This window comes from Streptomyces sp. NPDC054834 (assembly GCF_053611185.1).
Genome location: NZ_JBSGZV010000019.1, coordinates 75,248 through 99,649 on the forward strand (window position 1 = coordinate 75,248; position 24,402 = coordinate 99,649).

At 73.6% G+C, this 24,402-nt stretch carries 20 protein-coding genes; 9 read left to right on the forward strand and 11 right to left on the reverse strand.

The genetic code is table 11. The features are described 5' to 3' along the window. Positions 1-46: 46 nt before the first annotated feature. Positions 47-1,213: an ROK family transcriptional regulator gene (locus tag ACWGJM_RS25040; protein WP_453413924.1), complete on the forward strand. Its 1,167-nt coding sequence runs from the start codon at positions 47-49 to the stop codon at positions 1,211-1,213. Positions 1,214-1,323: 110 nt separating this feature from the next. Further along, on the forward strand, positions 1,324-1,509 hold the full coding sequence (locus tag ACWGJM_RS25045) for a hypothetical protein (RefSeq protein WP_453413925.1): 186 nt from the start codon (positions 1,324-1,326) through the stop codon (positions 1,507-1,509). A 97-nt stretch (positions 1,510-1,606) separates the two neighbouring features. On the opposite strand, the gene ACWGJM_RS25050 is transcribed toward ACWGJM_RS25045, so the two are convergent. After that, on the reverse strand, positions 1,607-2,983 hold the full coding sequence (locus ACWGJM_RS25050; RefSeq protein ID WP_453413926.1) for a S1 family peptidase: 1,377 nt from the start codon (positions 2,981-2,983) through the stop codon (positions 1,607-1,609). 128 nt (positions 2,984-3,111) lie between these two features. Beyond that, positions 3,112-3,942, reverse strand: coding sequence for an SAM-dependent methyltransferase (locus ACWGJM_RS25055; RefSeq protein ID WP_453413927.1), 831 nt, complete (start codon positions 3,940-3,942; stop codon positions 3,112-3,114). A 153-nt stretch (positions 3,943-4,095) separates the two neighbouring features. On the opposite strand from ACWGJM_RS25055, the gene ACWGJM_RS25060 reads away from it, so the two are divergent. The 3 genes from ACWGJM_RS25060 to ACWGJM_RS25070 are packed head-to-tail and all read left to right on the forward strand — an operon-like array spanning position 4,096 to position 6,488. Next, entirely contained in the window at positions 4,096-5,274 is a 1,179-nt protein-coding gene (locus ACWGJM_RS25060; protein WP_453413928.1) for a MalY/PatB family protein, read from the forward strand. A 59-nt stretch (positions 5,275-5,333) separates the two neighbouring features. Then, positions 5,334-6,092: a type 1 glutamine amidotransferase domain-containing protein gene (locus ACWGJM_RS25065; RefSeq protein ID WP_453413929.1), complete on the forward strand. Its 759-nt coding sequence runs from the start codon at positions 5,334-5,336 to the stop codon at positions 6,090-6,092. Between the two features lie 9 nt (positions 6,093-6,101). Further along, positions 6,102-6,488, forward strand: coding sequence for a PPOX class F420-dependent oxidoreductase (locus ACWGJM_RS25070; protein WP_453413930.1), 387 nt, complete (start codon positions 6,102-6,104; stop codon positions 6,486-6,488). An 83-nt stretch (positions 6,489-6,571) separates the two neighbouring features. On the opposite strand, the gene ACWGJM_RS25075 is transcribed toward ACWGJM_RS25070, so the two are convergent. The 3 genes from ACWGJM_RS25075 to ACWGJM_RS25085 form a co-directional block, all read right to left on the reverse strand. Then, on the reverse strand, positions 6,572-9,346 hold the full coding sequence (locus ACWGJM_RS25075) for a hypothetical protein (protein WP_453413931.1): 2,775 nt from the start codon (positions 9,344-9,346) through the stop codon (positions 6,572-6,574). Positions 9,347-9,494: 148 nt separating this feature from the next. Beyond that, positions 9,495-9,908 (reverse strand): Zn-ribbon domain-containing OB-fold protein, encoded by a 414-nt coding sequence (locus tag ACWGJM_RS25080; RefSeq protein ID WP_453413932.1) that lies wholly within the window; start codon positions 9,906-9,908, stop codon positions 9,495-9,497. Between the two features lie 173 nt (positions 9,909-10,081). Next, complete coding sequence (locus ACWGJM_RS25085; protein WP_453413933.1) at positions 10,082-10,792, reverse strand: TetR family transcriptional regulator; 711 nt, start codon at positions 10,790-10,792, stop codon at positions 10,082-10,084. A gap of 124 nt (positions 10,793-10,916) precedes the next feature. Here ACWGJM_RS25085 and ACWGJM_RS25090 point away from each other — a divergent pair, with 124 nt between their 5' ends. The 3 genes from ACWGJM_RS25090 to ACWGJM_RS25100 all read left to right on the forward strand — a co-directional run bounded on the left by ACWGJM_RS25090 (position 10,917) and on the right by ACWGJM_RS25100 (position 13,270). Then, the gene (locus tag ACWGJM_RS25090) at positions 10,917-11,705 is read left to right on the forward strand and encodes a peptidoglycan-binding protein (protein WP_453413934.1); all 789 of its coding nucleotides are present in this window, start codon (positions 10,917-10,919) and stop codon (positions 11,703-11,705) included. Between the two features lie 75 nt (positions 11,706-11,780). Then, positions 11,781-12,263, forward strand: a complete 483-nt coding sequence (locus tag ACWGJM_RS25095; protein ID WP_453413935.1) for a flavin reductase family protein — start codon at positions 11,781-11,783, stop codon at positions 12,261-12,263. 371 nt (positions 12,264-12,634) lie between these two features. Beyond that, on the forward strand, positions 12,635-13,270 hold the full coding sequence (locus ACWGJM_RS25100) for a LuxR C-terminal-related transcriptional regulator (protein ID WP_453413936.1): 636 nt from the start codon (positions 12,635-12,637) through the stop codon (positions 13,268-13,270). 204 nt (positions 13,271-13,474) lie between these two features. Here the strand turns inward: ACWGJM_RS25100 and ACWGJM_RS25105 are convergent, their stop codons facing one another. The 6 genes from ACWGJM_RS25105 to ACWGJM_RS25130 all read right to left on the reverse strand — a co-directional run bounded on the left by ACWGJM_RS25105 (position 13,475) and on the right by ACWGJM_RS25130 (position 22,836). Next, positions 13,475-15,925: a SpoIIE family protein phosphatase gene (locus tag ACWGJM_RS25105; RefSeq protein WP_453413937.1), complete on the reverse strand. Its 2,451-nt coding sequence runs from the start codon at positions 15,923-15,925 to the stop codon at positions 13,475-13,477. 192 nt (positions 15,926-16,117) lie between these two features. Beyond that, positions 16,118-16,498, reverse strand: a complete 381-nt coding sequence (locus ACWGJM_RS25110; RefSeq protein WP_453413938.1) for a hypothetical protein — start codon at positions 16,496-16,498, stop codon at positions 16,118-16,120. Positions 16,499-16,905: 407 nt separating this feature from the next. Then, the gene (locus ACWGJM_RS25115) at positions 16,906-17,829 is read right to left on the reverse strand and encodes a MurR/RpiR family transcriptional regulator (protein WP_453413939.1); all 924 of its coding nucleotides are present in this window, start codon (positions 17,827-17,829) and stop codon (positions 16,906-16,908) included. Positions 17,830-17,963: 134 nt separating this feature from the next. After that, on the reverse strand, positions 17,964-19,667 hold the full coding sequence (locus ACWGJM_RS25120) for a phospholipid carrier-dependent glycosyltransferase (RefSeq protein WP_453413940.1): 1,704 nt from the start codon (positions 19,665-19,667) through the stop codon (positions 17,964-17,966). A 96-nt stretch (positions 19,668-19,763) separates the two neighbouring features. Then, complete coding sequence (locus tag ACWGJM_RS25125; protein ID WP_453413941.1) at positions 19,764-21,698, reverse strand: phosphatase PAP2 family protein; 1,935 nt, start codon at positions 21,696-21,698, stop codon at positions 19,764-19,766. A 229-nt stretch (positions 21,699-21,927) separates the two neighbouring features. Continuing rightward, a complete protein-coding gene (locus tag ACWGJM_RS25130) occupies positions 21,928-22,836 on the reverse strand; it encodes an N-acetylglucosamine kinase (RefSeq protein ID WP_453413942.1) in 909 nt (302 codons plus the stop codon). Between the two features lie 235 nt (positions 22,837-23,071). Here ACWGJM_RS25130 and ACWGJM_RS25135 point away from each other — a divergent pair, with 235 nt between their 5' ends. After that, the gene (locus ACWGJM_RS25135) at positions 23,072-24,193 is read left to right on the forward strand and encodes an ROK family protein (RefSeq protein ID WP_453413943.1); all 1,122 of its coding nucleotides are present in this window, start codon (positions 23,072-23,074) and stop codon (positions 24,191-24,193) included. The last annotated feature ends 209 nt before the right edge of the window (positions 24,194-24,402 follow it).

Sequence of the window (24,402 nt, forward strand, 5' to 3'; positions counted from 1 at the left end):
GTTTTGTCCTTCCTCCTGCCCAGCGCGGGTGGCAGACTTACTTCTGATGCAAAAACAACCCGGCCCCGGATGGCACCCACTGAGCCCCGCGGAGCGCTCGGTGGCGATCGAGGTGCTCGTCCACGGCCCCCTCTCGCGCACCGAGCTCGCCCGGCGGCTGCACCTATCGGCGGGCAGCCTCACCCGGCTGACCAAACCGCTGATCGAGTCCGGTCTGCTGGTCGAGGTGCCCGAGTCGGGCACCTCGGCCCAGACCCGGCAGGGGCGTCCCTCGCAGCCCCTGGACGTCGTGGCCGGCTCCCGGGCCTTCCTCGGGTTCAAGGTCACCGGCGACATGGTCTACGGCGTCGTCACCACCCTCCGCAGCGAGGTCGTCGCCCGGCTCGACCGCCCGCTCACCGGTCATGACCCCGGCGAGGTGGCCGACGTGCTGGCGGCGATGACGGCCGAGCTCGCCGCCGGCGCCCCCGCCCCGCTCGCGGGCATCGGCATCGGTGTGGGCGGCCTGGTGCGGGAGCGCGCCGTGGTCGGTGAGTCCCCTTACCTGGGCTGGCGGGACGTGCCCCTGGCCCGGCTGGTGGGGGAGCGCACCGGGCTGCCGGTGGTCGTCGAGAACGACGTCGCCGCCCTCGTGGAGGCCGAGACCTGGTTCGGGGCGGGGCGCGGCCTCGACCGCTTCGTGGTGCTGACGATCGGGGCCGGCATCGGCTACGGGCTGGTGCTCGGCGGCAAGCGGGTGCCCCACGCCGAGGAGGACCGCGGCTTCGGGCGCCACTGGATCATCCAGCCCCACGGCCCGCTGACCCCGGACGGCGCGCGCGGCAGCGCCGTGTCCCTTCTCACGATCCCGAGCATCCGCTACCAGATCCGGGCCGCCACCGGCCACGATGCGACGTACGAGGAGATCCTCGCCCGCGCCGCCGACGGGGAGCCGATGGCCGCGCGGGTGATCGACGAGGCGGCGCGGGCGCTCGGCACGCTGGTCGCCCAGATCGCCAACTTCGTGATGCCGCAGAAGATCCTGCTCGCCGGGGAAGGGGTCGGCCTGATGGACGTGGCCGGCGCGGCGGTGCACGAGGGCATCAGGGCGGGCCGCCATCCGCTGGCCGCGCCGGTCGGGCTGGAGACGAAGGTCTCCGACTTCCACGACTGGGCGCGCGGGGCGGCCGTGCTGGCGATCCAGGTGCTGGTGCTCGGCACCGTCGGGAGCTGAACTCGCCGTAGCTCTCCGCTCTCTTGAGCTCTCTTGACGTGACGAGCAACACGGTCCGCAATGTCCGAATTCCTCGTACTTACTCACAGTGCCTTCACGCCGATCGGCATATGCTTCACATCATGTCCACCACTGTTGAAGCCGTCTCCGAGCGATCGGCCGCGGAGGTCAACGAGGAGATCCGGGCCCTGTGGCTCCGGTCGGGCGGGACACTGACCACCGAGCAGCGCGAGGAGTACCAGCGGCTCGTGATGGAGTGGGCCGCCGCCACGCCTCCGTCGGACCACGCGGCCTGATTCGCCGACCCCGCAGCATCGTCCAGGGCACCCGTGAGCGCACGGGTGCCCTTCTCAATGCCGTCTCCGGCCGGATCGGCCGTCTCGGGCCGGGTCGTCAGCCCCAGGTCGCCGAGTAGTACCGCTGGTACGCCCTGCGGTCCTGTTCCGAGCGGAAGTAGCGCGTCGCGACCAGGGCGATCAGGCTGCCCGCGATCACCAGCAGGCCGGGGCCGACGTTCCTGGTGTCGGTGAGGCGGGACAGGAAGGTGGTGCCCTCCGCGGTGCCGGTGGCCGGGGCGGAAGAGCCGGGGGAGGCCGCGCTGGGCGCGATGGCGCTCTGGGTGGCCGTGGAAGAAGGCGCGGACGAGGCGTTCTGGCCGCCCGTGGCGTTCTGCGCCGACACGATCAGCTGGACGCCGAGCGCCGACATGGCCTTCGTTATCGGCTGGAAGAAGGTCGTACCGCCCGTCGTGCAGTCGCCGCTGCCGCCCGAGGTCACGCCCAGTGCGACGCCCTCCGAGAACATGGGGCCGCCGCTGTCGCCCGGTTCGGCGCACACATTGGTCTGGATGAGTCCGGTGACGGTGCCCTCGGGGTAGTTCACGGTCGCGTTGAGCCCGGTCACCGTCCCGTCGTGCAGCCCGCTCGTGCTGCCGCTGCGGAACACCCGCTGCCCGACCGTGGGATCGGCCGCGCCGGTGATCCGGACGCCGTTGCCGTTGCCGATGGCGACCACGTCGGCGCCGTCCCCGGCCTTCCCGGTCGAGTACTGGATGAGGGAGAAGTCGTTGCCCGGGAAGTTGCTCTGGACCGTCGTGCCCAGCTGCTGGTTGCCCTGGTTGTCGGCGAACCAGGTGGATCCGGAGGGACCGCAGTGGCCGGCCGTGAGGATGAAGTCGCTCTGTCCGTTGGTGACGTTGAAGCCCGCCGAGCAGCGGCCGGTGGTCGACAGGATCGGCTGCGCCCCGTTGAGGCGGGTGGTGAAGGTGTTCTGGGTGCGCTCCATGCGCACGTAGCCGCCGATGCCCTTGGCCACCTTGGACAGCCGGTTCCAGTCGGCGGCCGACACGGTCTTGTCGGCCTGCACCACGACCTGGTTGGTCCGGTAGTCCAGGGACCACGCCGTGCCCGCCACGCGGGGCGCCGAACGCAGTGCGGTGGTGGCCGACTTCAGCTCGTTCATGCTGTGGTGGACGACCTTCGGCTCGGCCCCCGCCTTCTTCACCATGGCCGCCGCCCGGTCGTCGGTGACCGCGACGACCGGGCGCCCGTCGGTGCCGATCCAGCTGCCCGCCGTGCGGGAGGTGCCGAGCTTCGCCACCAGCGCGGTGCCGGTGTTCCCGGCCCGCTCCGCCGTACTGAAGGGCGCGGCGGACGTGCCGGGAGTCTCGCTCGCCATGGCCTGGGTGACCATGACGCCTCCCAGCAGGAGTCCGCCGACCGCCGCCAGCTGTGTCGCCCGCCGGACGACCCGTCGTCGTGCGTGCCTCATCGCATGGCTCCCGAACCCCGAATGCGCGGTGCCTCGACAACACCGCGGGGCCCTCCGGTCGTTGAGCGCCCTGTCCTTCATACGTGGCCCGGGGCGAGGGCGTTCACCGCACCGGTGATCTTCTTCGCTCAGCGCTTGCGGCCCACCCCGCCGAACATGGCCACCTCCTCCGGCTCGGCCCCGTGGGCGTGCTCCGGGCGCCAGCGCGAGCAGGACACCACGCCCGGCTCCAGCAGGTCGAGGCCGTCGAAGAAGCGGGCGACGTCCTCGGGGGTGCGCTGGGTGAGCTTCGGCGTGCCGTGCTCGTTCCAGAACTTCACCGCCTCGTCCACGTCCGGCATCGCCGGGCTGGTGACGGTGTGCGACAGCACCAGGTGGCTGCCGGCGGGCAGCCGGTCCACCAGCCGCCGGACCAGGCCGTACGGGTCCTCGTCGTCGCCGACGAAGATGACCACGCCGAGCAGCATCAGCGCGACCGGCTCGCTGAAGTCCAGGGCCTTCGCGGCGTGCTCGAAGATCGCGTCGACGTTGCGCAGGTCCTCGTCGAGATAGTCGGTGCGGCCCTCTGGTGTGCTGGTGAGCAGGGCCCGCGCGTGGGCGAGTACCAGCGGGTCGTTGTCGACGTACACGATCCGGCTCTCGGGGGCGACACGCTGGGCGACCTCGTGCGTGTTGTCGGCGGTGGGCAGGCCGGTGCCGATGTCCAGGAACTGGCGGATGCCGACGTCACCGGCCAGGTGGCGCACGGCCCGCCCCAGGAACAACCGGTCCGCGCGGGCGTACTCCCCGATCCCCGGGTGCAGCGCGCGGATCTGGTCGCCGGCCGCGCGGTCGACCTCGTAGTTGTCCTTGCCGCCGAGCCAGTAGTTCCAGATCCTGGCCGTGTGCGGCTGGTCGGTGTTGATGCGGGCGCGCAGCGACACGGCGACGTCGTCGATGACTGCCGGATTCTCGGTCACTTCGGTCAGCTCCTGGGGGCCTGATGAGTGGTACAGGGGTCAAAAGGCAATCTAGACGCCGGAGTTGATCTCCGCCGGTCGTCCGGCGTTTTCCACGGCGCGCGGCGGCCCCGCCCCGTACCGGGTCACACCCCCGGCGCCTATCTTGGCCCCATGACCAGCACCTCGCACGGCACACCAGGTGAACCGGATCCCCTGCGCGTGCTCACCCTCGACCGCCTCCGACGTCGTACGAGCATGAAATGGCGCACCTATCCCGAGGACGTGCTGCCGATGTGGGTCGCCGAGATGGACGTGCCGCTCGCCCCGGCCGTGGTCCGCGCCGTGACGGACGCGCTGGAACGCGGTGACACCGGCTATCCGGCGGGCACCGCCTACGCCGAGGCGCTGGCCGCGTTCGCCGCCGAGCGGTGGGGCTGGGGCGGGCTCGCCGTGGAGCGCACCGCGATCGTGCCCGACGTGATGCTGGGCGTCGTCGAGATGCTCAAGCTGGTCACCGGGCCCGGTGATCCGGTGGTGGTCAACCCGCCGGTCTATCCGCCGTTCTTCCAGTTCGTCACGCACATGGACCGGCGCGTGGTCGAGGCCCCGCTCGGTGCGGGGCTGCGGATCGACCTCGGTGTCCTGGAGGAGGCCTTCCGTGCGGCGGTCGCGGGCGGCAGGCGGGCCGCGTATCTGCTGTGCAGCCCACACAATCCGACCGGCACCGTGCACACCGCCGAGGAACTGGCCGCCGTCGCCGCGCTCGCCGGACGCTACGGCGTGCGGGTCGTGGCCGACGAGATCCACGCCCCGGTGGTCGCCGCCGGCGCCGCCTTCGTGCCGTATCTGAGTGTGCCGGGCGGGGAGGACGGACTGTCGCTGATGTCGGCGTCCAAGGCCTGGAACCTGGCCGGGATCAAGGCCGCGCTGGCCGTCGCCGGACCGTCGGCCGCCGCCGACCTGGCCCGGCTGCCCGAGGAGGTGAGCCACGGCCCGAGCCATGTCGGCGTCATCGGCCACACGGCCGCCCTGCGGGACGGCACGGGCTGGCTGGACGCCCTGCTGGCCGGCCTCGACGACAACCGGCGGCTGCTCGCCCGGCTGCTGGCCGAGCACCTGCCCGCGATCCGGCACCGCCCCGCCGAGGCCACCTACCTGGCCTGGCTCGACTGCCGGGCCCTCGGCCTGGGGGACGACCCGGCGGAGGTCTTCCTGGAACGCGGCCGGGTCGCCCTCAGCTCCGGCATCCCCTTCGGCACGGGCGGTGCCGGGCACGTACGGCTGAACCTGGCCACCTCACCGGAGGTGATCGCGGAGGGGGTGCGGCGGATGGCGGCGGCGCTCGGGTGACGGGTGGCGTTCGGGTGACCGGTGGCGCTCGGGTGACGCGGCCCTGACATGATGGGGCCATGCGCGTGCTGATGCCGCTCCCCGACCGGGACTTCGACGTGACCGAGGTGGCCGTGCCCTGGCGGCTGCTGACCCACGCAGGGCACGAGGTCGTCTTCGCCACCGAGCACGCCGGGACCCGGCCCGCCGCCGACCCCCGGCTGCTCACCGGCGTACTGTTCGGGCAGCTGGGCGCGGCGGACGAGCCGAAACGCCACTACGAAGAGCTGTGCGCGGCACCGGAGTTCACCGCCACACAGGGCTGGGCGGACGTGGACGTGGCCGGCTTCGACGGCCTGCTGCTCCCAGGCGGACACGCACCCGGCATGCGGCAGTACCTCGGCTCGGCCGGACTGCGTTCCCAGGTCGCCCGGTTCTGGGCGCTGGGCCGTCCCGTCGGGGCGATCTGCCACGGCGTCCTGGTGCTGGCCCGCACCGAGGACCCGGCGACCGGCCGCAGCGTGCTCGCGGGCCGGCGCACGACCTGCCTGCCCAAGTACATGGAACGCACCGCCTACTGGACCACCGCCTGGCGGCTGGGCCGCTACTACCGCACCTATCCCGCCTACGTCGAGGACGAGGTACGCTCCGCCCTCGACGACCCGGCCCGGCAGTTCGAGCGCGGACCCCGGGAGCTCACCCGGCGTGGCACCGCGGACGACGACACGCACGCCTTCGCCGTCCAGGACGGCACCTACCTGTCGGCGCGCTGGCCGGGCGACGCCTACCTCTTCGCCCGCCGCTACCTCGCCCTGCTCGGCCAGAGGGCGTCCTCCTAGACTGCGGGTATGGACGACTCGTCGCTGGAGCGGCTCTCCGCGGGCAAGTACCTGCTCGTCACCAGCTACCGCAAGGACGACACCCCGGTCGCCACCCCGGTCTGGGTGGTACGGGACGGGGCCGCGCTCGGCGTCTGGACGGCCGCCGAATCCTGGAAGGTCAAGCGCATCCGCCGCCGCCCGGACGTCCTCGTCGGGCCCTGCGACGTGCGCGGCCGGCCGAGCGGCGACCAGGTTCCCGCCACCGCGGAGATCGGCGACGCGGCCACGACCGAGCGCTACCGGGGTCTCATCGCCCGCAAGTACGGCATCGTCGGCCGCCTGACGCTGCTGGGCAGCCGGCTGCGCCGGGGGCGGGAGGGGACCGTCGGCATCACGGTGACCCTCGGACCCTGACGGCGAGGGCCGGAAAAGGCCCGGCGGGGCCGCGGCTCGTGCGCCGCGACCCCGCCGGTGTGCCGTACGTGCGCCGTACGCCGCTACGAGGCGTCCAGCACGGTGCCGTCCAGGACCAGCCCGCCGGACTGCGGGTCGCCCTGCTCGTCGAGCTGCTGGAAGCGCACCGACTCCTCGGACTCGGTGACCCGGTCCTTGACCGTGGGCACGGTCACGTCGGTGCTCAGCGCGCCCGCCGGGATGTCCAGCCACAGGTAGAGGCCGTCCACCGTGGACAGCGGCCGCTCCGGGTCCGGTGACGCGCCCGCGGTGTCCCTGAGCCACGCCGGGTCGACGTCCTTGGTGGACAGCTCCGTCCCGGAGACCGGGACCGCGGCGAACGCCGTCCCGAGGTTCATGTCGGCGGCCTCCGACAGGGAGACCCGCCACTTCAGGGCCTGTCCCTCGGCGACCCGGCCGGCCACCGGGGTCACGGTGATCGTGGGCGCGGGGTCGTCGTTGTGGACGGTGATCCCGCCGCGGTAGGAGCCGACGACCGTGCCCTTCACCGCCTTGACCAGGATGTCGTGCGGCACGTCGGCGCTGTACCGCGTGTTCCCCTCGACCTTGACCTGTACGTCGATGTCGTGACCGCCGGGCCGGACCGTCACCAGCCGGTCCTTCGCCTGCCCGGTGGCCGGGTCGACGACGTACACGCGCACCTGGCCGCTGCCCTGCCCGGACACCTGGACCGGCACCCGATAGGCGCGCACGCCCGAGTCGCCCTCGTCGACCGTGGTCCGGCCGACGTCCACGCGCGGCAGCTTCGCCGTGCCCGCCGCCGGGGTTCCGGGCCGCCAGCCCCAGGCGTCCATCAGCCAGGCCTGCCCCGACCGTGAACGCGGTGTCAGCCGCAGGGACTTGACGTGGTGCAGGTCGAGCCCGGTCCGGCCGGCCGCCGCCAGCGGCACGTGCAGTTCGCGCGCCCAGTACGACGCGGTCCGGTCACTGCCGGGCAGTCCGTCCACCCGCACCCGGCCGAGGGTCGCGGTGCGGCCGGAGGCGTCGGTGAGGGCCACGTCCAACTGCGTCCCGGAGGTGTTCGGCGGGACGATGACGCGCAGTGCGAGCGCCTTGGCGCCGCCGAGGGAGACGGGCCGGGCGGTGCTGATCCGCGCCGGGGAACCGGACGACGTCCAGCGCAGCGCGATCGCGTGCCGGCCGGCCTCCTTGTCCGTCTCCCACGTGGCGAAGTGCGGCGAGCTGCCCTTGGCGTTCCGGCCGAGGCAGGCGACGGACGGATCGGGGTCGACCGCGGCGCACAGCCGGGCGCCGGAGACGGACACCTTGCCGGCCGGGTCGTCCGGCAGGAACCGGGCACCCCGGTTGGCGCCGACCGCGTGGCTGAGCACCCGCGCCGGATCCGCCGACGGGGCCCGCCGGCCCGAACCGTCGAGCAGCGGACGCACCCGGTCGTCCCCGGCGACGAACAGCCGGGCGGCGGCCGCGATGTAGGTGGAGCCCGCCTTGTGCTGCTGGTTCGCGGTCAGCCGGGTGGCCGCGCCCTTCTTGCACACCGGGTCCGGGTGGTCCGGATCGTCCCAGAAGTCGTCCTCGGCCGGAGCCTGCGCCTGCCCCGGCGTCCACTCGGTGTTGAAGAAGTTGTGGTCGGCGCCGATCACGTAGACGGCGCTGTGCAGGGCGGTGCCCCGGCTGACGCTCCGGGTGCCGTCGACGTACACCTCGCCCTGGAGGTCGGAGACGTCGCCGTCGCAGCCGGGCAGGATCGACACCGACGGCACGTCGGCCACCGGGTTCTGGCCGAAGACGGTGGGGCCGATCAGTACGGTGCCGCTGATGTGCCAGCGCACCGGGCCGTGGTAGCCGTCCTGGTCCGCGGGCGGCGGGTAGAGGCTGTCCATCGCGGCCCGGTTGACGCCCTCGCCGCCCCGGGAGTGCCCGACCAGCAGGACGCGGGACAGATCGGCGCGCGGCGCGTCACGGACCACCGCCGGCGCGGTACCGGGGTGTTCGGCCCAGTCGGCCCACTGCGCCAGGTGCAGCCGCACCAGCGAGGAACGGGCCTGCGCGCCCCCGTCCTCGGCGTCCGAGTCCTGGGCGTTGACGCCGTTGGCGGAGATCGACACCGTCACATAGCCCTGGGAGGCCAGCAGCTTCTGGTCGCGCAGGTAGCCGCGGTGGCTGGGCACCGGCTTGGCGCCCGTCTTGCAGGGCCAGTCGTCGGTGATGTCGCCGTTCGGGGCGTAGCAGGTGTAGTGACGTCCGTGCAGGAACAGCGCCAGCGGCCGGCGCCCGGTGGCCCCGGACGGCGCCACGACCACGCCCTTCATCTCGACCGGCTCCGAAAAGCCGGGGAGCCGTACCGACTTGAGCGTGTACTCGCCGGTCACTGTCCGGTACCGGCCGGGCTTGCCGGGGTCGACGCCGTTCGCGGGCAGCGGGGCCGGGAGCCGGGCCGCCGCCGTGCCGCGGTCCTGTGACGCGGTGGCCGACCCGGCGTCCAGCCGCCGCCCTCCCGACCACACTTGGAGATTCTTCAGATCGGCCGGCCGGGCACCGTCGAGGCCGAGCCGGAAGCTGTGCCCGTCCTTCCCCGGCGCCGGAACGCCCAGCAACCGCCCCGCCGTTCGGAACTCCACGCGCGCATCGCCCATGGGCACCCGCGCGGCCGACCGCCACACCAGCTCCGGTGCCGAGCGGGCGCCGGCGATGTGCCAGCCCGGTGGCAGCCTCTCGCCGGCCGCGTTCACCGACGACTGCGCGCCTGACCGCTGTTGCGCCTGTGCCAGCCCTGGAGATCCTCCCGCCACCGCGAGTAACACCGTGGCGGTGACCCATATTCGCCGGGCACGGACCACTGTTCCCCTCCTCCGACGCCGAGTTAGGACACCCCGGCCGTCCCGGGGGCCCCTCGCGTTCCGGAGGACGGGAAGAGGCGACTGCGGGTTGCCTGTGAGGCGGAGGCGAATCCCGCGGCGGGGATTCCTGGTTCCTGGAGGGGAGCCGTCAGCTCCAGGCGCGGTACGGCTCGTCGAGCAGCTGGAAGACGGGTTCGCCGCGTACCGGGTCCTTCGCCGTGGACAGCCGCACCCGGTCCCCGCTGTGGATGCCGACGGGCGGTCCCATCACCCGCCCGCGGACGACGAAGCCCTCGGCCATCTCGATCAGCGACACATTGCGCGCGGCGGGCGTGTTGCGGTGCACCACGGTGGAGTGGCGGACCGTGCCCACGCCCTCGCTGCGCTCGGTGCGCAGGTCGCTGCCCTGGCAGACCGGACACAGCAGCCGGTGGTACATGGCGGTGCCGCACCAGTTGCAGCGCTGGAAGACAAGGGCGCCCGAGTCCGCGGTCTGGGGGTCGAGGACGCCTGTCGCGGAGCCGCCCGCCGGACGAGCGGAGCTTCCTGAAAGGTGGTACACGCTGGTCAACTCCCTGCGTTCGGACGGAATCAGCGTGCCCGGCACGGGCCGCGCAGACGCGTGCCCGGTTCACCGTGCCACCGTGCACGCCGACAGAGTATGGCACTCAGTGCCACTCGTAAAGGCACTCCGTACCCCAAATCTGCGTCAGCCGATCCGCGGCACGGGCCGGATCAGCCGCGGCCGAGCACGGACTCGAGCTCCTGCACCACCCGCCACAGCGGTGCCCCGCGCCGGGAGACCAGCACGATCACGTCCTCGGCCCGCTGCTCGCCCGGCACCAGCACGGAGGGACGGCCGAAGGCGGACTGCACATACCCCAGCGCATGGTCCACCGCCGCGCCCGCATCGCCCTCGCCGCCCGAACGCAGCCAGGAGCGCAGCGCGTTGTTGTGCGCCGCGACCACCGCCGCCGCGATCACGTCGGCCCGCAGCGCACCCTCGGGCCGGCCGGCGAAGCGGCCGCGCAGGTACTCGACGAGAGCCCGCTCGTAGCGCCAGACGACCGACAGTTCGTACGCGCGCAGCCCCGGCACCCTCTTGGTGAGCCGGTAGCGCTGCACGGAGAAATCGGGGTTCTCCGCGTACATCCGCAGCACCAGCCGGGCCGCGTCGCAGACCCGCCGCACCGGCTCGTGCTCCTCGCCGCCGACGGCGAGGAAGGCGGTCATGTCGGCCAGGCAGCGCTCGTGGTCGGGGAAGACCACGTCCTCCTTGGAGGGGAAGTAGCGGAAGAACGAGCGCCGGCCGACCCCCGCGAGGGCCACGATGTCGTCCACCGTGGTCTGTTCGTAGCCGCGTTCCAGGAACAGCCGGAAGGCCGCCGCCACCAGGGCGTCCCGCATGGGCGGCTTCGCGGCCGCCGCCGCGCTGCTGGAGCTCATGGACGTGAACGTAGCACTCGTCCGGATCTCATGGCACTCAGTGCGGCTTAAGGGGAACTGAGTGCTTTCTGAACTCCGGGGGCGGTGCTCGCGTATCTCTGCTCGGGGACGGAAGGAGAGCGTTGTGTCGACACCGCACGATCAGGGTGGGCCGAGCCGTGGCCCGGTCCTCGAACCCATCCGCGTCCTGCGACCCCGCCGCCTCGACGCGCTCGCCGAGCTGATGCGGGAGATGGAGCAGGACGCGGCCCGGCCGGACACTTCCCCGGGGCCGTCCGGCTCGGATGCCTTCGCGGATCCGTCGGCCACCGATGCCTCCGCGCGCCCGTCCGCCGCGGACGCCTTCGCCGATCCGTCCGGCCCGGAGGACTGGGCTGGGCCGCCCGCCGAGGACGACACCCAGGAACTGCCGCGCGTCTCCGATGGCCCGCCCGGGCGGTCGCGTCCCGCCGCGCGCCGCACCGGCGCCTTCGGATTCGGCCCGGGGCTGCGCCGCGCAGCCGTCGTGGTCGCCGTCACCGCGGCCGCACTGGTCGGCTTCGCCTGCGCCCTGCTGCTGCCCGGCCGCCAGGACACCGCCTCCGCCGCGCAGCCCTCCGCACCGGCCACCTCCGCCACCCCCACCAAGTCGGCCGGCACCGCGCCCACCGCCGCCGCCACCGCCGATCCCGACGGTGCCGGCACGCTCCGCGAGGGCGACAGCGGCCCCGAGGTCACCGAACTGGAGGAGCGCCTGCTGCGCATCCCGGACGTCTACCGCGACGGCTCCACCAGCGGCAGCTACGACGCCGAACTCACCGCGGCGGTGGCCCGCTTCCAGCTCTGGTACGGCATCAGCGGCGACGAGACCGGCGTCTACGGCGACGACACCCGCCGCTCCCTGGAGTCCCGTACCAGCCTCGCCACCGGGTGAGGCGGGGGCGACCGGGGGCACCCGTGGGGTGACACGACACCGAGCGGCGGGCGTGCCGACGGAGGTGAGGCGGGAATGGCCGACCCCGATGTGTTCACGCGTCGGCTCGACCCGGACATGTACGTGGTCACGGCCGCGGCGGGCGAGGAGCGCTCGGGCTGTCTGGTCGGGTTCGCCTCGCAGTGCTCCCTCGAGCCCGTGCGGTTCGTGGTGTGGCTGTCCAAGGTCAACCACACCTACCGGGTCGCCCTCGACGCCGAGTACCTCGCCGTCCACCTGCTGACCCGCGAGCAGTACGAGGTGGCGGCCCTGTTCGGCGGGGAGACCGGCGACCGGATCGACAAGTTCGCCCGCGTGCCCTGGACGCGGGGCCACGGCGGGTCGGTCGTCCTTCAGGACGCGGCGGCCTGGTTCGTCGGCACCGTGGTGGGGCGCGTCGACGGCGGGGACCACGTCGGCTTCCTCCTCGACCCCGTGCAGTGGGGCGAGCGGCGCGCGGGGACCCTGCTGCGACTCGGCGACGCGCTTGCCATCGAACCGGGTCATCCGGTGGACTGACCCGGCCCGGTACTCGGTCGAACGCCCGGCATGGGGCAGGGAAAAGAACCGGCGGTGCGGGGGTGACCTGGGTCACCATGGCAGCCCCTCGCGGTCGGCTCCCGCCGCCCGCACCCGCACCCGCAGTCGAACCACCGAACCACCGAACGATCGAAGGCCATGCCCATGACCGGCTCCCGCATCCCGGGCCTGGTGCTGCCCGCCGTGTTCCTGCTGGCCGCTGTCGTCGGCCTGTGCTGGTACTGGCGTCACCGCAACGACGACTAGCTAGGGCCTGTCCCCGTCCCTCCGACGGGTCAGTCCGGCGCGCCTGCTCCGCGGTCCCGCCCCACGCTGAGGGCAGGACGTCCGCGCCGAGATCGGAGATGCCCATGAGCGGTGGCCTCCGGGCCGCGGGGGCAGGCCGGGTCACGCGCGTGCGCATCGCGGTCATCGGAGACTGTCCTGTCTTCCGGCACGGAGTCTCCCACCTGGTGGCGACCGCCCCCGATCTCCGGCTCGTCGTCACCGTGCCCTCGATCGAGGTCGCGAAGGGTGATCTGCGGGGCGCGGAAGTGGTCCTCATGGACCTCCAGGAGCCCCCCGCGGCGCTCACCGCGGCCGTGGCGGAGCTGCGGGAGCGGGGGCACGCCGTCATCGTCGTGTCCTCGTCGCCGCAGATCGACGCCGTCCGGGTGATCCGGGCCGGCGCCAGCGGCTATCTGAGCCGGCAGGCCGAGGGGGAGGAACTGCTGACGGCGATCCGGCGCGTGGGCTCGGGCCGCGGCTATGTGTCCGTGCCCGCCGGCCACCTGCTCAGGCCGTCCCCCCATTTCACCGACCGGGAGCGGGAGGTGCTCGGCCTCCTCGCGGGCGGCGCGACGGACCAGGAGATCGCCCGCCGGCTCTCCATCAGCACCCACACGGTCCACTCGCACCTCGACCGCATCGGCGAGAAGGCGGGGTCCCGGCGCAGATTCGATCTGACCCGCCTGGCGATCGAACACGGCCTGACCGACCGGGGCTGACCCGCGATGCCGGTCGTCCCAGGGCGCCGGGCTCGTGGGTGTCCTGGGCGAGGCCGGCCGCGGCCGGCCGGGCGAGGCCCGTGTCGAGGCTCTCCCCGGGCCGTTCGGCCCTGGCCCGGCCGGCGCCCGGACGCGGCCTGGGCGACCGGGGCTGACCCGCTTCGGGCGTCCGGGGCTGACGCCGGGCTCGCCGTCCGTCAAGCCTCAGGCTGTGTCGGTCGGCACCCGTATGTCCAGTACGCACACGTCGTCGCGCCGTTCGCCCTCCAGCATCGCGGTGAGCAGGGACTCCAGGGCGCCGGGTCCGTCGGTGTTCTGGGCGAGGACGGCCGCGGCCAGCCGGGCGAGGCCCGCGTCGATACCCTCGCCGGGGCGTTCGACCAGGCCGTCGGTGTACAGCAGCAGCCGGTCGCCGGGTTCCAGACGGCACTCGGCGGCGTGGTAGACGGGCGAAGCGGACGCCCCGAGCAGCATGCCGGCGGGCCGGTCGAGGAAGCGTGCCTCGCCCCCGCGCAGCAGGAGCGGCGGCGGATGACCCGCCTGGGCCCAGGCCAGCCGGCGCCCCTCGGGCTCATAGCGGGCCAGGACCATGGTCGCGGTGCCGTGGCTGTCCCGTGAGTGCAGCAGCAGCATGTTCAGCCGGGCCAGCGCACCGGTCAGCGACGAACCCGTGCTGACCATGCCCTTCGCGGTGAAGCGGAGCTGGGCCATGGTGGCGACGGCGCCGATGCCGTGCCCCGCCACGTCGCCGACCACGAACAGCGCGTTGTGGTCGGGCAGTTCGATGGCGCTGAACCAGTCGCCGCTGACGTGGATCTCCGACTGGGCGGGCATATAGGCCACGTCGACCCACAGCCCGGCCAGCTGGACCGGCTTGCTCGGCAGCGGCAGCAGCGCGTGCTGGAGCCGGGCGGCCATCGCCCGCTCCGCCTGAAGGGTGCCGTGCTGCATCAGCACTGCCCGCTCGCTCTCCACCAGCGCCAGTTCGGCGCTGCGCTGGGCGGTGAGGTCCTGTACGAACCCGTGCACCTCGACGGGCGTGCCGTCCTGGTCCGCCACCGCCTCCGCGACCGCCCGCAGGTGCCGTACTCCCAACGCGGTCCTGATCCGGAACGGCACGTCGAACGGCCGCCCGGAGCGGACGAGGTCGGTGATGGCACGTGAGACGGCGGGGGCGTCGTCCGGCAGCACCAGATCCGGCAGGTGTTCCAGGGCGACGGGGCCACGCGCGGGATCCCGGCCGAGGACGGAGTACGCCTGGACCGACCACAGGGCCTCGGACGTCACCAGGTTCCAGTTCGCCCAGCCGAGGTTGCCGAGCCGCTGCACGTCCGCCAGTCGCTGCTCCTGGCGGTCGGAGGGGTCGTGCCGGATCCAGCTGACCACCAGCCCGTCGCCCAGCCGCGCGGCCCGCACCGAGTAGGTCACCGTCTGCGGCGCCTCGGCGGTCATCTCCTGGTACGCGAACGGCTCACCCTCGTACGGTTCCCCGGTCGTGAGCGCCGTCAGGTACCCCTGCCACAGGGGCTCGCCCGCGACGGAGGGGTAGCACTCCAGGATGCGCAGGCCGATCAGCTCGCGTCCGGTGCGGTCCAGGACGTCGATCGAGTCCGGGGTCGCGGCGTCGATGCGGTAGTCCTCCACCTCGCCCGACGGGGAACGCAGCGGGGTGAGCAGGATCGCCGTGCCCGGGAGCACGTCGAACACGGCCTGCACGGCCTCGGCGACGCTCGGGGTGGGGTGCTCCCGAGGTGCGTCGAAGGTGCGCAGCCGGCCGGCGCAGAGCCGGGCCACGGCCAGCAGGAACGCGCGCGTGCGGGGCGCGAACGGTCCGGCGCGTCCGCGCAGCACCCCGAGCGCCACATCTGCCGTCTGCCCGGTCGACACGGGCAGCCAGGCACGCGACCGCCACCGCTCGGGCGGATCCCCCATCAGCAGGTACCGCGACCGGTCCGCGGGCAGATCCTCCAGCCAGCACGGCTCCCGGTTCTCCAGGGTGTCCAGCGGGGCGACTCCGGCGAGCGGCGGGACCCGGTGCCACTGGGCGGCCAGCTGGTCGCCCACACCGGCGTGCCCGATCAGTTCGAGCCCGCCCTCCGGCAGGCGCTTGAAGAGCAGAACGGCGTCGGCCCCCACCTCCGGCCCGAGCCCGTCGAGCAGGCACACCGCGAGCTCCTGCGGCGAGCCCACCCGCACCAGCGCCTTGCCGAGCCGTCCCAGCGCCTCGGAATGGTCGTCGGGCCCGGCGGCCTGCAAGGCGGTGCCGGTCCGGACGGGGGGCGCGGTGACCGCGCGGACCACGGGGGCCGTGTCCTCCTCGGCCGCCACCGCGCGCGGCCCCGTGTGCCCGGCCGAGCGCGCCGCGTCGTCGAAGTCGTCCAGCGGCGGCATCAAGGCGCCCAGGGTCAGCCAGCACTCCTCGATGAGCGTCCGGCTCCCGGCCTTGGCGCGCTGGAGGAGCTCCTCGTGGGCATGGTCCGGCGAGCAGCCGGTGAGCGCCATCAGGGCGCCCTTGGCCCGCTCCACGACGGCCGACGTCGCCGCCAGTTCCTGGAGCCGGTCCATTTCCGCGCGCTGCCTCGCCACGACCCTGGCCAGCGCCGCCAGGTCGGGGACGCCGCCGGTCTGCGGGGAAGGCGCGGGCTCGCTCGTCACGCGAACGAGCATTGCACACCAGGGCCGGTCCGATCACACCTGAGGCGGACCGGACTTCCTCCGCCTGTGCGCCTGCTGGGGCGCGGTGGTGTGCCGGGGCGGACGGTGACCCGCGCATCGAGGGGGCGATCGAGGGCACGGCACGGGTCGGCGCGGCCGTTGTGCCTGGTCAGCGGCCGGTGCTGTGCCCGGTCAGCGGCCGGTGCTGTGCCCGACCAGCGCCTCGGTGACCGCCCGGACGCTGCGGGCGATGTGCTGGAGCTGGAGCACCTCGGCCGCGTACATCTTGATCGTGTGCTCGATGACCGACTCGGGCAGGCCCAGCGTGGGCAGTTCGGCCCGCGCGGTCTGGAGTGCGGTCCGGGCCACCCGGATCTCGTGCTGCACCTGGATCTGGGCGTGCCGGGCGAGCAGCACGGGATGGCGGATCAGCGCCGGGTAGCTGCCGTAGCGGGCCGGGACCAGCTCGCGCAGCCACCTGGCCGCCGAGCGCTCCCAGTCGTAGCTGCCGGGCGTCTTGACCTGGCAGGGCCAGTCCGGGCGGGTGCGCGTGGTCGTTAGGGTCATGGTCATCGCTTCCGGGTGTGCGGCGTCGTGAGGGGTGGTCCGACGGGGGTGGGCGGCCCCGGCCTAGGGGATGACCGGGGCCGCCAGGGGCGCTCGTGCAGGAGACGCCCGATCGAACACCCCCCGGGCGCCGACGCGGGTAGGGGACGGCGGCTGGGGGTGTCCGTGCAGGGGCCCCGGGCGTCGGTCCGCCGGCGCGGCGTGCGGTGCTGCGTGCGCATGGGCGGTCCGTCGGCTTTCTCGGGGCACGTGCGAGGTGAGTCCTTGGGTACGGAACGGTCCCCGGAGTCGGCCGGGTGCGGTCCGTGAGCAGTATTTATATATGCCGACGGCTTTGCAAGACGTATGAAAACATTCATGCGCGCTTTGGGGTGAATGATCCCTCTACGATTCCCGGTCGCGGGGACCCCCCGTCAGTCCTTGAGGAAGAACTGGTGCTGGTCGGCGACCTGCTCGTACTCGTCCAGCCGCGCCTGGGTGCGCTCGGGATCGGCGTCGGTCATGGCCTGGAGCAGCGCGGCGGCCAGCAGACCTGGGGCGGCGTAGGAGTCGAAGACCAGCCGGGAGCCGGTGCCGGTGGCGAAGGCGACGTCGGCCTCGTCGGCCAGCGGACCGAGCGCGAGGTCCGTGATCAGGGCGACCTTCAGGCCGGCACCGCGCGCCACCCGGATCGCCGTCAGCGTCTCCTGCGCGTGCCGGGGCATGCCGAAGGCCAGTACCCATGTCCCACCGGCCTCGCGTGACTGGAGCAGTGCGTCGAAGGCGACGCTGCCGCCCCGGGTCACCAGCCGTACGTCGGGATGGATACGGCGTGCGGCGTAGGCGAAGTACTCGGCCAGGGAGACGGAGATGCGCATGCCCACCACGGTCAGCGGCGTGGACCGGGACAGCTCGCGCCCGACCTGGATGACCCGGCCGGGGTCGGCGAAGTCCCGCCGCAGGTTCTCCAGGTTCTGGATCTCGGCGTCGACGGCCGCCTGGAGTTCGTTGCTGCGGTTCTCCTCGGCCGCGCCGGGGCCGCCGGCGAGGGTGCCCAGCGCGATCGACTGGAGCTTCTCCCGCAGCGCCGGGTAGCCGCTGAAGCCGACCGCGGCGGCGAACCGCGTCACGGACGGCTGGCTCACGCCGACCCGGTCGGCGAGGTCGGTGATCGACAGGAACGCGGCTTCGGTGATGTTCTCGATGAGGTACTGGGCGATACGGCGCTGCCCGGGCGACAGCCGGGGGCCGTCGAAGAGTTCGCGGAGCCGGGAGGTCGGGGACGCGTCGGCCTCCGGGACGGCCTTGCCCGAGGTGATCGCGGATGCCTGCGCGCGTGCCTGCTGGGGCGATGGCACCGGTGCGCCTCCTTTGTCTCCCACGAAGCTCAACATAGCTCACGGACCGTGGTGACCAGGGCTTGTGCGGGAACAACGGCCCCTCCCGCACGGTGAGTACACAACTCCCGCGGGACGACCGGCGCCGGCGGCGGTCACCGCCGGTAGATGGTGATCGAATGACCGACGTCGTCGACGGGACGGCTGCTGTCGATCAGTTCGGCCAGTTGCCCGCGTGCCTTGGCCACCGACGAGTCGGACACCACGAGCAGCCCGTGCACCTCGCTCGGCGGCACCCGGCGCGGATCGGCGGCGTGGATGCCGTAGTACGAGGGCACAGCGGCTCCCTTGTAGACGAGCCAGACCCGCTCGCCCCGGTAACGGTCCGCCAGCCGGTCGGCGAGCCGGCCCAGGTCCTGCCCCCAGTCCACGTTGGAGTCGTGCAGCCGCAGATGCGTCTTCGCCGGCCCGCCGAACGCCTCGTTGGAGTACGGCAGGTAGTACGGGAACGTCCGGACGGAACTCACCGCGACGAACAGCACCAGCGCCCCCGTCACCACGGGCGCCCACCGCCATCGCACCGCGAGCAGACAGGCCGCGCCGACCGCCAGGAACATCGGCACGAACACGGCGTAGCGGGTGCCGAAGTCCCGTGAGCCGGTCATCGCCGCGGCCAGCAGCACGGCCGGCGGGAGCAGCAGGTACGGCGCCGCGGGCCGCAGCCTGGGCACCCGCACGACGGCCACCGTCCCGGCCGCCCACAGCGCCAGCATGCCGAGCGGGGTCTTCACCAGCAGGGCGGCCGGGAGGTAGTACCACAGTGAACCGGTGTAGAGCCGCCCGAACAGATAGCCCTGCCACGGACGGTCCTCGAAGGCGAACTGCACGAGCATCCCGTCCCGGTACGCGCGCGGGAACGGCAGCAGCCCGGCCAGGCGCCCGCGCAGCCCGTGGACGACCGGTACGGGGTCGGCGGGCGAGAAGCGCAGCCGCGGATCGACGGCCAGATAGCTCACCCATACGACGGCGATCGCGGCGAGCGCCACGACGGCCGCTCCGGCCAGTCCGCGCACCAGTGCCCGGCGGCGATCGGTGCCGGCCCGCCGGTACACGGACAGGACGGCCAGCAGCATCAGCACCGGTATCGCGGGCAGCGCGCTCATCTTGGTCGCCACGGCCGCTCCGAGCGCCGCCCCCGCGAGGGGCAGGTACAACCGGGGCCTACGCCGCGCCCGCCACACCAGCCACGCCGAAGTCAGCACGAACCCGGCGGTCGGCACATCGAGTGTGGCCAGCGAGCCGTGCGCTATCACGTCGGGGGAGAAGGCATACAGCGCGAGGGCCGCCAGGCCCCCCACCGTGCCGACGACCTCGCGGGCGAAGGCGTACACGACCAGCCCGAACAGCAAGGTCAGCACGATCACCGGCAGCCGGGCCCACAGCATCAGCCGCCAGGGGTCGTTGCCAGACTCGTAGAGCAGATGGCGGCCCACCTCGCCCTGGTCGCCGTGGTACGAGGCGTCGTAGCGCGGGCCGGCGACCGCGATCCCCGCCATGATCACCAGCTTGCCCAGCGGCGGGTGCTCGGGGTTGTAGCGCACGCGGTGCTCGCGCAGGTAGTCGGTGGCGGTGGCCACGTACACCGGCTCGTCGATCGTGGGCGTCTGCCGCGCGGCCGTCGTCACCATCGCGCCGGCCATCTGCGCGAGCAGCAGCGCCACCAGCAGCGGCACCAGCCACCGTCGGTGGCGGCGCAGCCCGGCGGTCAGGCGCGCCCGGACGGGCAGTACCGCCCGCGGCGCCGGGCCGTCCGCGTCGGGGACCTCGGGTTCGAGGACCGAGTGCTGTTCGCGTGTCATCGTCCGCCCCGCGGTGTCCCGCGCCGGCCGGTGGCGGCAGCGATCGGAGGGCCGCCTCATGGCCCTACTGTCGCATCGCCCCCGCCACCGGGCGCGTCACCGCCTCACGAGTCGTACCGACAGTCCGTCTGCCGTATACACCGGTACGGCGCGCAGCCGGTCGGAGTTCACCTCGACGCGGTCGAACTGGCCGCGCAGGCGGCATACGTCGATCACCGGCACCGTGCTGCCCGCGGCGGGCGGCCGCTCGGCGTCCAGCCGCAGCGACAGCACGCTGCCCCGGCCGAGCGCCGCGCGCCGTTGCACCGTCAGCGGCGCCTTGCGGCCCGCGCGCAGGGTGACCTCGAGGGTGCCGGCGTCCTGGCCGTACTGCCCGCGTACCCGGACCCGCCCGTCCACCCGCAGCGTGCCGTCGGCGACCCGCACGTCACCGTGCCCGAGGGCGTCCTGCGACCCCGCGACCAGCGTGCCCGCCGCCAGCACGGTCCCGCCCGAGTACCGGTTGCGGCCGGTCAGGGTGAGCGTGCCGGTGCCCCGCTTGGTCAGACCGCCGCGCCCGTCTATGTCGTTGCGCCAGCTGTCGGCTGCCGAGAAGCCCCCGGCGGCCGCGTCGAGGGTGACGGTCACGTCGGAGTCGAAGGCGCCGTAGCCGTCCGCCGCCGCGAACAGGTTCAGCCGGCCCCACTGCTCGAAACCGTCGAGCAGGACGTATCCGGCGGGCAGCCCGGTGGTGCGCAGCACCTCGCGCCGCTGCGCCGCGTCCAGGTACGGCAGCCGGGTCTCCAGCAGTACCTCCGCGCCCTTGGGCACGGTCAGCGGCGCGCTGTGGCCCTGCCGGGTCAGGACGTACGTCAGCCGGGGCGTGACCGCGCGGGCGTTGGCGCCCCGGTCGGCGTACGGGTCGGTGTCGGGGCCGGCCGCGTGGGCGTAGGCGTACAGGGTGTCGGCGGTGGCCCCGGTGCCCTGCTCGAACCAGGCCAGCGCCTGGGCCCGGGCGGCCTGCTTGAGGGCCGCGTTGGCCGGGTCGGCGAGGGTCGCGGCCGCCAGCGCGGTGGCCATGATCCGGCCGCCGATCACGTCGACGGTGGAGTGCATGCCCGCCACGATCCGGGTGTGGCTCAGCTCGAAGGCACGGGTCACCAGCTCCTGGAAGCGTTCCGGGACCGCGTACGCCAGCGCGAGGCCCGCCAGGTGGAAGGCGTTGGTGTGGCCGCTGGGGAAGCCGCCGTCGTCGGTGGGGGAGGTGCTGCGCTGGCGCAGCAGCTGCGGGGCGACGACCACCTCGGAGTCGTAGACGGGGTAGCCGAGCGGATCGGTCTTCCCCGTGTCGACGACCTCGCTGTCCTCGTTCATGCGCCACGGGCGCGGGTACTGGTAGGCGTACTTGCCCTGGTTGCCCGAGGCGTACGGGCCGCGCACGGTGTCGACCAGTTCGGCCACCTTGCCCAGCGCGGAGTCGTGCGAGCCGGCGCCGAGCGCCGAGCCGGCCGGGGCGTCGGCGGGCACGGCGTCGTCGACCTTGGCCGGCGGGGTCCCGTCGGGGGCGGAAGTGATCGAGGTGACCGCCTTGGCGCCCGCCTTGTACAGGCCGGCGAGCGGTCCGAGGCCCGCGATCATCGCGTAGCTCTGGTGCTGCCGGTCGTAGACGAACGCCTCCTTCGCCTCGGCGTCCGTACGCGTGGCGGTGATCAGGGCGCAGTAGCGCATGTTGGCGCGCAGCACCTCGGGGCGCAGCACGGTGCCGGTGTTCCAGGCCGAGCCGGTCTTCCACACCTGGGCGAAGCCGCCGAGGATCCGGACCACCGCGTTGGTGTCGGCGGTGAGGTTCCCCGGGACGTTGCTCTTGTAGTCGTCGACGAACGCGGCGGGGGCGGTCGCGGCCTTGGCGTCGGCCGCGGCCAGCCAGCCGGCGAACGTCGGCGCCGCCAGTACGCCCGCCGACGCGCCGAGCGAGGTCTTGAGGAACTCGCGTCGGCCGACGGCGCGTTCGCGGACCGGCGAGGGGGAGCGGTGCCCGGCTGTTGACGGCATGCGTGTGCCTCTCTTGTGTTGTGCGACCCTGCGGCCGTTGTTCGGCCTGTGGCCTGTTGTTCGGCCCTGCGGCCGGGGAGACCTGACGACCGGCGGCCTCGGATGCGGGTGGGACGTGCCGGTCGCGTGGAGAAAGTTGAACAAGCGAAGATCTATGAGGGAGCCGTGTCCCGTCGGCGAGGGCCCGGCGACCGGGACATGGCCCGCGGGTGAACGCGGGCCGCGCGGTTCACAGGATCGAGCGCGCCAAGGCCACCGCGCCCTCGACCGGGGACACCTGGAGGGGGCGCGGCCGGGCACCGGGGAGGGCTTCGGCGAGTGCGGCGGTGAAGGCGTCGTACAGCCGGGGCTGCGCGAGGACGGTGCTGCCCGCGATCACCACGTCGTCGGCGGCGACCCCGCGTGCGGAGAGCCGGACGACGAGCGAGGCGAGAGAGCGGCCACCGGCCGCGATCACGTCCTGGGCGAGGAGCGATCCCGCGTCGGCGGCGGCGAAGAGGGCCGGGGCGTGCCGGCCCCACTCCGCGGAGACGTCGGAGGCGGCTTCCAGGGCCGCTCCGAGCGCCGGTACTTCCGCGACGCCGAACGCCTCGACCAGTGCCGACGCCAGTGCGTCCGGGGCCTCGCCACGATCGTGCGCGGCCCAGACGGCCCGCGCGGCCTCGCGCACGAGCCCGGCCGATCCGCCCTCGTCGCCGAGCACCGCGCCCCAGCCGCCGACCTGGACGACGGAGCCGTCGGCGCGCCGACCCACGGCCACCGAGCCGGTGCCGGCGACCAGGCCGACACCCTTGTCCAGCCCGGCGGCCGGGGGGAGCAGTGCGGCGTCGCCGACGACCAGCGCGGGCGCGTCGAAGTGGCGGTGCAGCGCGATACGTATCAGGTCGCACTGCCGTGGTGTCTCGCAGGCGTGCCCGCCCACGGCCACGGCGGACGGGCGCGCGCCCGTCGGCAGCGCGTCCGTGATCAGTGCGGCCAGCCAGCCGGCGGCGGCCACGGGGTCGTGCGGCCGCCAGCCGCCGCTGGTGCGCACGTGGTCGGCGACCAGACCCCCGCCCGTGAAGGCGCGCAGATGGGTCTTGGTGCCGCCCACGTCGATGCCGACCACGACAGGGCGTGAGAAGGGGGTGTCCTGCACGGAACCTCTTTCGTCGTTGCGCTGTGCTGCGACGGCGGGCGAACCGTGCCTGAGGGAAAGGGAGTTGAAGGCCTCGGGAAGCCCCGGGACGGGCTTCTGAACGGAATGCGGCGGGCGTGTGCCGCAGAATTCGTTAGGAAGTTTACTAACGAAGTAGAGTGCGTCAAGAGGCACGGAATCCCGGTGCCGACCGGCCCTTGTGAGCAGACCGCTGCGGCACGATCTGGGGGAGAGCATGAACCTGAGCGAAAGTGCCCGCGCGGTGTTCGCCGTACTGGCCGCGGCGGGAACCGCGACCCGCCCCCAGCTGGCGGCCGGCGCGGGCCTGTCCAAGCCGACCGTCTCCTCGGCCGTGGCCGAACTCGAGGCCGCCGGGCTCGCCGCCCACTCCGGCACCGCCTCCAGCGGCACCGGCCGCAACGCCGCCGTCTACCGTCTCGGACCGGCCGCCGGGGCCGTGCTCGCCGTCGATCTGGGCCCCGCGCTCACCCGGGTCCACGGCTGTGCCCTGGACGGCACCCTGCTCGCCGAGGCCACCAGCTCCCGGGCGGACGCCGTCGCCGCCGTGCGCAAGGCCCTCGCCGCGCTGCCCGCGGACGCCCCGTTGCGCAGCATCGTCGTCGCCGTCGGCGACGTCACCACCCGGGACCGGGAGGGCGTCGGCATGCGCCCCGCGACCGCCAAGGCCGGCCCCGTCTTCGACGCCATCGCCGTCGCGCTGCCGCCCGGTGTTCCCGTCCACCTCGAGAACAACGTCAACTGCGCGGCCCTCGCGGAGCTGCACGAGGGCGCCGCCCGCGGCCGCCGCACCTTCGGCTATCTGCGGATCGGAGTGGGTGTCGGCCTCGGCATCGTCGTCGGCGGCGAGGTCCTGCGCGGCGCGAACGGCGCCGCCGGAGAGGTGGCACGGCTGCCCTACCCCTGGGACGAGGGCCGCGAGCCGCGCTACGAGGCGCTGGAGGAACAGATCGGCGCGCGCTCCCTGCTGCGCCGTACCAGACGGGCCTGGCGGGACACCGACGGCCCCTGCCCCCGGACCGCCGACCGGCTCTTCGCCCTCGCCGGCGAAGGCCACGCCACGGCCGCCGCCGTGGTCGCCCACCACGCCGCCGACGTGGGCCGGATCGCCGCCGCGGTGACCGCCGTGCTGGATCCGGGGCTGATCGTGCTGGGCGGCAGCACGGGTGCGGACCCGCAGGTCGTGCCCGGAGTGCGGGCGGAACTGGACCGGCTGAGCTGGCCGACCGAGGTGGTCAGCAGTACGGTCGGGGACTCCGGGACCGTCGTGGGCGCCGCCCGGCTCGCGGTCGCCCGGGGAGTCCAAAACGTGACCGGGCGCGCGGCGGCGAAGGATTGACGGCCTCCGACTTGGTCTGCCAATGTCCGGACAAGCGCTTTCTAAGTCGGCCGGGACGCCGGCTTGGGGTGAGCGTCCCAGCCCGTACACGACGTACGGCAACCGCACGAGGGCGTGCCCGTGCGGTGACGGCCAGGACGGCCGGGGATCTCGCCCCACGTGGACGATGTGGCCGGGCGAGGCCGCGCCTCCGGAAAGTGACCCTTCCT

Excerpts from the sequence above, each read along its gene's own strand:
- ACWGJM_RS25040 (WP_453413924.1), top strand. The coding sequence starts at position 47 with ATGCAAAAACAACCCGGCCCCGGATGGCACCCACTGAGCCCCGCGGAG.
- ACWGJM_RS25045 (WP_453413925.1), top strand. The coding sequence starts at position 1,324 with ATGCTTCACATCATGTCCACCACTGTTGAAGCCGTCTCCGAGCGATCG.
- ACWGJM_RS25050 (WP_453413926.1), bottom strand. The coding sequence starts at position 2,983 with ATGAGGCACGCACGACGACGGGTCGTCCGGCGGGCGACACAGCTGGCG.
- ACWGJM_RS25060 (WP_453413928.1), top strand. The coding sequence starts at position 4,096 with ATGACCAGCACCTCGCACGGCACACCAGGTGAACCGGATCCCCTGCGC.
- ACWGJM_RS25065 (WP_453413929.1), top strand. The coding sequence starts at position 5,334 with ATGCGCGTGCTGATGCCGCTCCCCGACCGGGACTTCGACGTGACCGAG.
- ACWGJM_RS25070 (WP_453413930.1), top strand. The coding sequence starts at position 6,102 with ATGGACGACTCGTCGCTGGAGCGGCTCTCCGCGGGCAAGTACCTGCTC.
- ACWGJM_RS25085 (WP_453413933.1), bottom strand. The coding sequence starts at position 10,792 with ATGAGCTCCAGCAGCGCGGCGGCGGCCGCGAAGCCGCCCATGCGGGAC.
- ACWGJM_RS25095 (WP_453413935.1), top strand. The coding sequence starts at position 11,781 with ATGGCCGACCCCGATGTGTTCACGCGTCGGCTCGACCCGGACATGTAC.
- ACWGJM_RS25100 (WP_453413936.1), top strand. The coding sequence starts at position 12,635 with ATGAGCGGTGGCCTCCGGGCCGCGGGGGCAGGCCGGGTCACGCGCGTG.
- ACWGJM_RS25110 (WP_453413938.1), bottom strand. The coding sequence starts at position 16,498 with ATGACCATGACCCTAACGACCACGCGCACCCGCCCGGACTGGCCCTGC.
- ACWGJM_RS25120 (WP_453413940.1), bottom strand. The coding sequence starts at position 19,667 with ATGACACGCGAACAGCACTCGGTCCTCGAACCCGAGGTCCCCGACGCG.
- ACWGJM_RS25125 (WP_453413941.1), bottom strand. The coding sequence starts at position 21,698 with ATGCCGTCAACAGCCGGGCACCGCTCCCCCTCGCCGGTCCGCGAACGC.
- ACWGJM_RS25135 (WP_453413943.1), top strand. The coding sequence starts at position 23,072 with ATGAACCTGAGCGAAAGTGCCCGCGCGGTGTTCGCCGTACTGGCCGCG.